This window comes from Lichenihabitans sp. Uapishka_5 (assembly GCF_033947565.1).
Taxonomy (GTDB): Bacteria; Pseudomonadota; Alphaproteobacteria; order Rhizobiales; family Beijerinckiaceae; genus Lichenihabitans.
Window position 1 is genome coordinate 1 of sequence record NZ_JARPVX010000121.1, and the last position, 7944, is coordinate 7944.

The window sequence follows — 7944 nt, forward strand, 5'->3', positions numbered from 1 at the left end:
ACAAATCCGCCGTGTCCGACAGTGTTTCAACCGGACAAGACAGAAGCTCTGCGTCCGATACTATGCTTCGCACTAATGTGAGCATGATTCGGTCTGAAAATGAGTATTGGGCTATGCACGGCACTGTGCTGCATGTTTTCATGAAGATGAAATTAAATATTCATATAAACGCTTGCGATGCTGCTGGCCTCCGATCGTCGCCGGGCTGCCGGACAGGCCGGCTAGATCGCGCGAAGCGGCGTAGGATTGCGGCGCCAAACCTCAACATTGAGAGCGCCCGCTACCGTTACCCAGGCGAGATAAGGCACCAGCAGAACCGCCGCGACGCCATCGATCGACGCGAAGGAAACCAGGGTGGCGAGGATCGACAGCCACAACAGGACCAGATCGACGAAGGCTAGGTCGGGCCGACGCAAGCCGAAAAACAGCGCCGACCAGAGCGCGTTGAACACCAGTTGGGCTGCGAAGAAGCCGAAAGGTAGCGGCGCCAGCCCCCCGTGCCGCCAGACCAGCCACCCCGACAGGGCGATCAGGCCGTACAAGGGCGTCCATACGGCAGGGAACACCCAGTTGGGTGGCGTCCAGCGCGGCTTGGCGATCGACCGGTACCAGGGCGGTGGGCGGAACACGACACCGCTCGAAGCCGCCACCACGGAGGCAGCCAGAAATCCGACGAGGGCGAGCGATGGGCTGAGCGGCATGGGTGGCCTCGCGTGACGATGGTCTGGGACATGGCTGGCCATGGCGACCGGCGCAAGCTGTCCGGTCGCCGCAAGGCGACGCGTGTCATCGGCCGAAGGGCACCCACCGCGTCAGGCCACCGGGGCGGGGTCCTGGCCTTCCCGGCTCCGGCTTTCGAGGCGCCGAAGCTCGGTCGTGATGTCCCGCATGCTGGTTTCGCCCTTGCGAAAGATCGAATCGGCCCCATCGAGCTCGCGCCGCTCTTCATCCGTGATGTCGCGGGCGCTCAACACCACAACCGGGACGTCGGCGCAGCCCGGCACCGCGCGCAGCCGATGCAGAAACGAGAAGCCGTCCATCACCGGCATCGTCAGGTCGAGCAGGATGAGGTGCGGCCGTGCCTGCACCACCTGGTCCAGCGCCTCCTGGCCGTTGGCGGCCTCGTTGACGCTCCAGCCGGTCTTTTCCAGCACGGTACGCAGACGATTGCGCATGTCGGGGTCGTCGTCGACGACCAGAACATCCGCCTGTTCCCCCTCGCTGTGGAAGCGGTCCATGATGATCTTGAGCCGGCCCCAATCCACCGGCTTCGAGATCGACCCTGTGGCGCCGAGGCTGGCGCTCAGCGCGGAATCGGCCACGAAGCTCACCATCACGACCGGGATCGCCGCCGTAATCGCATCGGCCTTCAAGGCATGCAGCACCGACCAGCCGTCGAGCCCGGGCATCATCACGTCGAGCAGGATGACGCGCGGCGTCAACGTGCGGGCCAACTCGAGGCCGCGTTCCCCGTCGGCGGCGGATTGCACCGAAAAGCCCTGACGCGTCAGAAAGCGGGTCAGCAGATCGCGCTGCGACGCTTCGTCGTCGATCACCAGCACGAGGTCGCCCGTGCCTTGCGGCACCAGGGTGGCGGCTTCCCGCGCCGCCGCTTCGGCGTCGGGCCGGGGCAACGTCGCCGGGATCTTGATGGTGAAGCAGCTGCCGTGGCCTTCCTGGCTCTCGACCGATACATCGCCGCCAAGCAATTGCGCAAAGGCACGGCTGAGCGCGAGCCCGAGACCTGTGCCGCCGAACCGCCGCGTCGTGCTTTCGTCAGCCTGCTGGAAGCGCTGGAACAGCCGGGCCAGTTGTTCGGGCGTCATGCCGATGCCGGTGTCGCGTACCGCGAAGATCACCCAGTCGGCGCCCTGCTGGCGGCTGCGGCTCGCCTGGATCGTGATGGTGCCGTTCTCGGTGAATTTCGCGGCATTGCCCAGCAGGTTGAACAAGCATTGGCGCAGCTTCACGGCATCGGTGTGCATGAGGCCGGCCGACGGATCGACGTCCACCACCAGGGTGTTGGATTTGGCCTGGATCAGGGCGTCGACCGTCGAGGCCGCTTCCTGCACGAAGCTGGCGATGTCGATGGTTTCGCCCGAAACATCCATGCGGTTCGCCTCGACCTTGCTGAGGTCGAGCACGTCGTTGATGAGGCTGAGCAGGTGCTTGGCGTTGGATTTCACCTTGCCGAGGTCGGACAGCATGCCCTCCTGCCCGATATCCTCGGCCTCCTCCTCCAGCATCTCGCTATAGCCGATCACGGCCGACAACGGCGTGCGCAATTCGTGGCTCATATTGGCCAGGAAGGCGCTCTTGGCCCGGTTGGCGGCTTCGGCGGCCTCCTTGGCGGCCGCCAGGGCCAGTTCGGCCTCCTTGCGGTCGGTGATGTCGGTATGGGACCCGACCCATTCGCGGATCGTGCCATCGTCTTCCCGCACCGGAACGATGCTGACTGCCATGTGGCGATAAGCGCCGTCATGCCGCTTGAGACGATTCTCGAGCACGATCGGGCGGCCTTCGCTGCGCCCCTTCCGCCAGGCTTCGGCCGTAAAGGCCCTGTCGTCGGGGTGCAGGCAGGCGAGGCGCCCCCATCCCATCGCATCGGCTTCGGATTGGCCGGTGAACCGCATCCAATTTGGTTGCGCCCGGACAAAGGCGCCCTCTTGGTCGGTGGTCCAGATCATCGCGGCGCTGGCCTCGATCAGGCTGCGGAAGCGTTCTTCGCTTTCGCGCGTCGCCCGCTCGGCACGTTTGCGGGCCGTGACGTCGGCGATCACCATGCCGACGCCGTCCGAGGCGCCTGCCGTTTGCCCGAGGGGGTAGAAGGTCGCCTGGTAGGACCGCGTTTCGTCCGCCTTGGTGTTGCTGCTGGCGTCGACCTCGACATTGGCGGCGCGCCCACCTTCGGCCACCCGTTGCAGCCGGGACTCCAAGGTGGCGCGCAAGCCGGGGATCACATCCCAGATGCTCATTCCGGGGGTTGCGCTCAGGGCCCGCTCGCTCATGCGGGCGAGGGCCGGGTTGACATGGCGGATGCGCAGCGCCGGATCGAGGATGCCGAGCCCGACAGGCGCATTCTCGAGCACGCCCTCGAACAGGTGCTGGGTGCGCTGCTGCTCGCGGCGCCGCAGCACCGCCAGCACGGCCGCAACCGCGCAAGCGAGAACAAAGCCGATCGACGACACGAGCCGCAGCGCGTCGTCGGTTTCGCCGCTGCTGCGGGCCACGGCGATCGCGGCCTCGGCCTTGTCCTGGATTTGGGCGATCTCCTGCCGCACCTGGTCCATCAGGGCCTTGCCCCGATCGGTGGCGATGCTGGCGGCCCCGGCTTCCCGCCCGCCCGCCCGATAGGTCTCGATGCCGTTCTCCGCCTCGGCCAGCCGGGCCGTGACAAGGGTTCGCAAGGGCGCGCTCCTGGCCTCCGCCAGCAGGCCGTCGAGGCGGTCGAGGTCACGCATGGCCGCGTCATGCCCGGACTGGTAGGGCTCGAGATAGGGTTCCCGGCCGGTGAGGATGAAGCCGCGCTCGCCGGTCTCGACATCTTTCAGGGCCGACAGGAGACGTTCGGCCGTCACCACGGTGGCACGGTGGTGCTCGATCGCGGCTTCATGGGCGTGGTCGCGCGTGAAAGCCCAGCCGGCCAAGGCCAGCGACCCCACGAGCGTGAGCCCCGCCACGGCCGGTCCCCAACGCAGGAGCGATCCGCGACCGCGATCCGCCGATTGAACCATTGCCCCACTCGATTCGATCCGCCGTTGCGGGCGGCCACCGCTCCGTCTTATCAGGGACGCCCGGAGAAGACCCGCACGATCATGTGTTGAGACCGTAGGGCACGGGCGCCGCGAGGTTGAGGGCCCGGACCATCCCGCGGGGCGTCGCCTCGGGCGCATGCGGCGGCGCCATCAGCCGCACCAGGCGAGTATGGCCGGGACACAGGTGGAAGCCGGCGTCGTCCGGCATCAGGGCGTCGTCGTCGATCACCACCGCCCGCAGCGTCGCGGTGGCCCGCAGGGTCAGCCACCATCCCGTGCCGTCGCGGCCGACCGCGATCACGGGTGGTTCCGGCGGCAGCGTGCCGGAGCCGGGTGGCAGCAGCCAGTGGGTTTCGGCCAGCACCACGCCCGCGTGTTCCAGCGTCACCCAGACAGTGTCATGCGGGGCATCGCCGAACCCATAGGCGGCGCCGGCGTCGAAGAACTGGCCCATCAGCGCAAAGGCCGTCAGCGTGAGGCCGCCGCGGCCCGGCAGCACTACGTCGCGACCGCCCTCCGCGACCCGCACGGCGCCGGCCCGCAAACAGCGCAGGACGAGCCGGCCCTCGACCGGGTCGGCGCCGTCATTGATGCCATGCAACGCCAGGCCGTTGACGCCCTCGTCCGTCACGCTGAGGCGGAGCGGCGCGAAAGCGCGGCGCATCGCATGCAGGTTCGACTTCGCCCGCCCATCCGCATCGATGACGCCCCACCCGGGACCGATGCCGAGGTCGCGGGCGAACCACACGAGACCGCCGGCCGTGGGTGAGCCCGGGCGGCGCCATTCGTCGAAGGTGTGCTCGGTCACGGCCGCCGTGGTGGCACGCGACAGGTCGCGGTAGCGCTGCGGGTCGGCCTCCCGCAGCGCCAGGGGATCGATGCCGTGGAGGCGCGTCATGTAATGGTGGCGGACGTCCTCGAAGCTCCAATCGGCCCCACGATCGCGCGGCACCCGGGCGGCCCAGCCCTGGGGATCGCGGGATGGATCAAGATCGTGACGCCGCAAGGTCGCGTCGTCGGGCAGGTTCGCGAATGCGAGGCATTCGGCGGCGAACCGCACCCCGGCGCTCCGGGCATCTTCGAGAGGGCGCCGGTAGGCCCCGACGCCGTAATAATGCGACACGCCGCGATCCGCCACGAACGGCAGGGCACCGCCGAACGGCGACCCGGGCACGAAAACCACATCGGGCCGCTCGGCCGCCACGAGGGCCGGCAGCGCTTCGTCGACGAACGGGTGGGCAGCGGCATCCGGCGGCAAACCCATCATGCTGGCTTGCTGCAAGACCTCGCTGCCGCCGCACAGGACCGCAAGCGACGGCGAGGCCGCGGTGCGGCGCAGCACCCCCGCGACCTCGGCCGCAAGGCCTGCCATGAAGGCGTCGTCGCGCGGGTAGTCGAAATTCGCCAGCATGCAATCCTGCCAGACCAGGATGCCGAGTTCGTCGCACAACGCGTGGAACGCGTCGCCCTCGTAAACCATCGTGCCGCCGACCCGCAGCATGTTGACGTGGGCGTCGGCCAGCAGGCGCATCACCGGTTCGAGGTCCTGCCGCGATCCGCCCGGCCGCACGAGGTCCGGCGTCCAGCAGGCGCCGCGGCAGAACACCCGGGTGTCGTTCACCATCAGCGTGAAACCGGCCCCGTCGGGGCCTCGATCGACCGCAATCGAACGGAATCCGGTTCGGCCGAGCGGGTGTTCGATGCCGTCGATCTCGACCTGCACGTCGTAAAGGTGCGGCGTCCCGTGGGTGCGGGGCCACCATAATCGGGGTTCGGGGATGCTGAGCCGGCCCCGCCACAGCCCGTCGGGGTCGCGGTGCATCGGGGTCGCATGGGTGCCGCCGGTCAGCCTCGGGGCTGTATCCGGACCGCAATCCGGCAGGCGGATCGTCGCCTCGACGAGGCCGTGGCGACCGGACAGGACGCCGCGGAACGCCAGGATTTCCATGGCAGCCGCCGGCCGGATCAGCACCGGCCGCCATGGCCCGACCACATGGATGGGCGGGCACCAGCCGGGCGCATGACCGAGGATCGTGGTGCGGACGAAGCGCAGCCGCGCATCCTCGACCATGCGGGTGCGCCAACGCGCGCGGGGCCCTTTGCGACCGGCGAGGTCGGCCGCAAGGCCGCGGAATGCCAGCGTGAGCCGGTGTCGGCCCCGGAGGTCCACCGGCACCTGAAGCGGCAGGAACATCGTCTCCGAGCAGGCCAGCAAGGCGTCGTCGAGCCAGACCTCGGCGATCGTGGCGAGGCCCTCGAACACCAGCGTCGCCGGCCCCTGCCGGTCGATCTCCGTCCGGTACCAGACGTCCTGGTCGTGCAGGGGGGCAGGGGCGTCGCGGGTCCAGCGCCCGGCGCGCTCCAGCGCTTCGGCGGCCGTGCCCGGCACGACGGCCGGCAACCATGCCCCGATCGCCGCGTCGGCCGGGGTGGCCCAGGCGCCGGGCGACGACAGAGCCAGGATCCAGTTGGTGTCGAGCGGGCTCTCGCCGGCTCGCATCTCAGGCGGCCAGTCGGCGATCCGCCGCCGGACCGTCGTGCTGCAGCAACGTCGCCATGAGGGCGTCGTGGTGAACGGCGAGGCGCTCGACGGCGGTTCCGACCTCCGCGACCTTGTTGCGTGCGGCGGCGCGGGCGAGCTGGAATTGCAGCAGCTTGGCCTCCTGGGCGATGGCGTCCGCCGCCGCTTCGGCGGGTGCGAGGCCGGTCTCCCCCGCCTCGCTCAGCCAGGCCAAATGGGCCTGCAGGCAGCCGAAGTTCGCGCCGAACTGGCGCAGCACGTTGAACGCATAGGCGTGGAAGTAGGCTTCCGGCCGGCGCGCCAGCGCTTCCGTGTCGCGCCCGAGTTCGTCCGCCCAGGCGCGGAACGGGTTGCGGCGCGGCCGACGGGCCAGGTGCTCGGCCAGCAGTACGCGGGCCGTGGCGACCGGGTCGGCGGCCGGCGGCCCGACATCGAACTTGATGATCTCCGCATAGGGCAGCAGTGGCAGGTCGCCCGGCCGGTAGGGCTTCAGCAGCGCGTCGTAGTCGTCGCCCTCCAGCCGGAACAGCCCGGCATTGTGGAAATAATCGAGGCGCCGCGCCTCCGGGTCGATGCGGTTCACCCCCACCGTGGTCTTGGCGTGGCTGCGGCCATAGCTGACGCCCCGCGTGTCGGGCAGGTGGAAGCTGTCGAGTTCGACCAGCGGCAGCCGGCCACGCCGCACCTGGGTGGCGAGATGCGCCTCGAGGTCGTCATAAAGCGCCAGTTCGAGGATCTCGAGCCCATACAGCCGGACCAGGTCGGCGGCCGGCATCTTGAAAAAGGTGAAGTGGTCGCCCTCGTAGTCCTGCGCCAGCGTGAAGCCGAGCGCCGCCCGCGGCTCGAAGCCGCGTGCCGCCAGCACCTCGACCAGCAGGTCCACGTAACAATTGGTGTCAGGCCAGGCCCGTTCGGGGCCGTGCAGGGCGTGGCAACGGTGCGTCGCCGGATCGAGTCCGGGGAATACCGCCGGGGCGAGCGGCCTCGGCGCTGCGGGCTCAGGAACGGCCGGCATGGCCGGGCTCAGCCCCACAGCACGCGGCGCACCGCCTCGGGCCAGTGCTCCACATCGGTGCCGTGGTGGCGGAACAGCGCCAGGGCGGTGCGCTCCAGCCCGAAGCCGACACAGGCCGAGGAGGCCGGCGACCCGTCGGCGAAGTGGATGCCCCACAGCTGGCCGAAATGGGTCTGGTGGTAGTTGAACGACAAGCAGGCGGTCGGCGCCGCGTCACTGGTGACGGGAATCAGCAGCTCGAACTTCAGCCCCTGGTCGCGCTGGTTGTTGCGCATCATGCGGCCGGCGCGGCCGAAGAACGGGTCGTTGGCGCGGTCCACCACGCAGGGCAGCCCCAGCTCCTCGATCAGGGCCCGGCCGCGCTCGAGCCAGGTTTGCCGGAACGCCAGCACGGCCTCGGGGGTGCCGATGCGCACGAATTCCTTCATGCGGAACAGCTGCATCCGGGCCGGGTCCTGCGACGGCTCGTGCCGGAAGCAATAAGACGACAGCTCGTAAAGCACCCCCTCGGCCGCCAGCGGCCCCTGGGCCGCCACGGTCGGGTAGAGCGGGTAGCAGGCGGCGGGCGTCAGGGCGATGGCAGTGGCGTCCTGGGCGGCGGTCCAGTCTTCCCCGGCTTCGAGCAGGCCGATCAGCCGGCCATGGTCGCTGTC

Annotated in this window: 5 protein-coding genes; all 5 read right to left on the bottom strand. The window is 69.3% G+C overall.

Annotated elements, in window-relative coordinates; translation table 11 throughout:
* Window positions 1-221: 221 nt before the first annotated feature.
* Entirely contained in the window at window positions 222-701 is a 480-nt protein-coding gene (locus tag P7D22_RS21430) for a TspO/MBR family protein (protein WP_319936293.1), read from the bottom strand.
* 111 nt (window positions 702-812) lie between these two features.
* Window positions 813-3734: a response regulator gene (locus tag P7D22_RS21435; protein ID WP_319936294.1), complete on the bottom strand. Its 2922-nt coding sequence runs from the start codon at window positions 3732-3734 to the stop codon at window positions 813-815.
* A 79-nt stretch (window positions 3735-3813) separates the two neighbouring features.
* Window positions 3814-6255, bottom strand: a complete 2442-nt coding sequence (locus P7D22_RS21440; RefSeq protein WP_319936295.1) for a glycosyl hydrolase 2 galactose-binding domain-containing protein — start codon at window positions 6253-6255, stop codon at window positions 3814-3816.
* A gap of 1 nt (window position 6256) precedes the next feature.
* Window positions 6257-7291, bottom strand: coding sequence for a DUF1839 family protein (locus P7D22_RS21445; protein WP_319936296.1), 1035 nt, complete (start codon window positions 7289-7291; stop codon window positions 6257-6259).
* Window positions 7292-7299: 8 nt separating this feature from the next.
* Window positions 7300-7944: hypothetical protein (locus tag P7D22_RS21450; RefSeq protein WP_319936297.1), on the bottom strand; the 645-nt coding region annotated here is incomplete at its 5' end.

Coding starts and splice junctions, on each gene's coding strand:
- P7D22_RS21430 (WP_319936293.1), bottom strand. CDS start 701: ATGCCGCTCAGCCCATCGCTCGCCCTCGTCGGATTTCTGGCTGCCTCC.
- P7D22_RS21435 (WP_319936294.1), bottom strand. CDS start 3,734: ATGGTTCAATCGGCGGATCGCGGTCGCGGATCGCTCCTGCGTTGGGGA.
- P7D22_RS21440 (WP_319936295.1), bottom strand. CDS start 6,255: ATGCGAGCCGGCGAGAGCCCGCTCGACACCAACTGGATCCTGGCTCTG.
- P7D22_RS21445 (WP_319936296.1), bottom strand. CDS start 7,291: ATGCCGGCCGTTCCTGAGCCCGCAGCGCCGAGGCCGCTCGCCCCGGCG.